The sequence below is a fragment of the Bradyrhizobium sp. S69 genome, from assembly GCF_009766005.1.
GTDB lineage: Bacteria > Pseudomonadota > Alphaproteobacteria > Rhizobiales > Xanthobacteraceae > Bradyrhizobium.
The window spans coordinates 1-1,545 of sequence record NZ_LMUK01000043.1; the positions used below are offsets into that span (position 1 = coordinate 1).

At 61.4% G+C, this 1,545-nt stretch carries 1 protein-coding gene; it reads left to right on the forward strand.

The features are described from left to right. Positions 1 to 272: 272 nt before the first annotated feature. Positions 273 to 1,130, forward strand: a complete 858-nt coding sequence (locus tag GSQ88_RS22480) for a 3-hydroxybutyryl-CoA dehydrogenase (protein ID WP_159009962.1) — start codon at positions 273 to 275, stop codon at positions 1,128 to 1,130. Positions 1,131 to 1,545: the final 415 nt, after the last annotated feature.

The window sequence follows — 1,545 nt, forward strand, 5'->3', positions numbered from 1 at the left end:
TCTGGCTCACGGACGGCTCCCTTGTCTGAGATCTCAACAACCTCATTCTGGCACAACTGATGCCGTAGGGGGCCGTCCACACCATCACGCCGTGTCCTATCGTTTCGGCAGTGAAGCAGACGCCCTCTGCAATAACGAAGGCCAGGGGTTATGGATCCCGGCCCAAGGCCGGGACGACGATAGGGCCGTCGACGACCGGTTTCGCTACCGATCGCTGTTGCGCTCTGGTAACGATGGAAGCTGGCATTTCAGCAAGCGGAGTTACGTGAGCAATGATTGAGCAGATTGGTATCGTGGGCGCGGGGACGATGGGTAACGGGATCGCGCAGGTCTGTGCGGCGGCCGGTCTCAAGGTGACAATGGCCGACATCTCCGACGCGGCGCTGGCGCGCGGCATCTCGGTCGTGACCTCCAGCCTGGAGCGTCTGGTCAACAAGCAGAAGATGACCGACGCCGACCGCAACGCGGCGCTGTCGCGGATCGCGACCACCACGGACACCGCGAAATTCGCCGACTGCGATCTGGTGATTGAAGCCGCGACCGAGAACGAAGACCTCAAGGTCAAGATCCTCAAGGATATCTGCTCGAAGGTCCGGCCGTCCGCGCTGGTCGCGACCAACACCTCGTCGATCTCGATCACAAAACTCGCCGCGGCGACCGATCGCCCGGACCGCTTTATCGGCCTGCATTTCTTCAATCCGGTGCCGTTGATGGCGCTGCTGGAATTGATTCGCGGATTGCAAACGTCGGACGATACCCATGCCAAGGCCGAGGCGTTCGCCAAGCGGATCGGAAAAGTATCGATCACCGCGAAGAACAGCCCGGGCTTTGCGGTCAACCGCATCCTGTGCCCGATGATCAACGAAGCGATCTTCGCGCTGGCGGAAGGATTGGCGACCGCCGAGGACATCGATGCCGGTATGAAACTCGGATGCAACCATCCGATCGGCCCGCTGGCGCTGGCCGACATGATCGGTCTCGACACCATGCTGTCGGTGATGGAAGTGTTTTACAACGGCTTCAACGATCCGAAATATCGCCCGGCGCCACTCCTGAAGGAAATGGTCGCCGCCGGCCACCTCGGCCGCAAGACCGGGCAGGGCTTTTACAGCTACGGCAAGCAGGCGTAGAGAATTCCCGCGTACAGCGTCTTTGGCGTTCGGATCATACCAGTATTCCGGTCCTCATCCTGAGAGGCCGTGAAACAATCGACGCCGTCATCCTGAGGTGCTCGCCGTCTTCGGCGAGCCTCGAAGGATGGTGTTCAGCTTGGTGCTTGTGGCCATCCTTCGAGGCTCGCAAGAGCTCGCACCTCAGGATGACGCCGGAGATAACTGCACAACCTCCTAGGACGACGCCGGAGATATCGTAAGGCGCTCAGGACGAACGCCGGAGAAGCCCCCTGATATGATTCAACCCGCCGCGCGCCGAGGCATCGCGTCGGCGGCGATTTCGGCGGGCGCTGCGACCTGCATCAGGATGGTCTGGCCGGCGGACGCGATTTCGACGCCGCATTCCTGGAACCGCCGCTTCATGCGGCGGTTG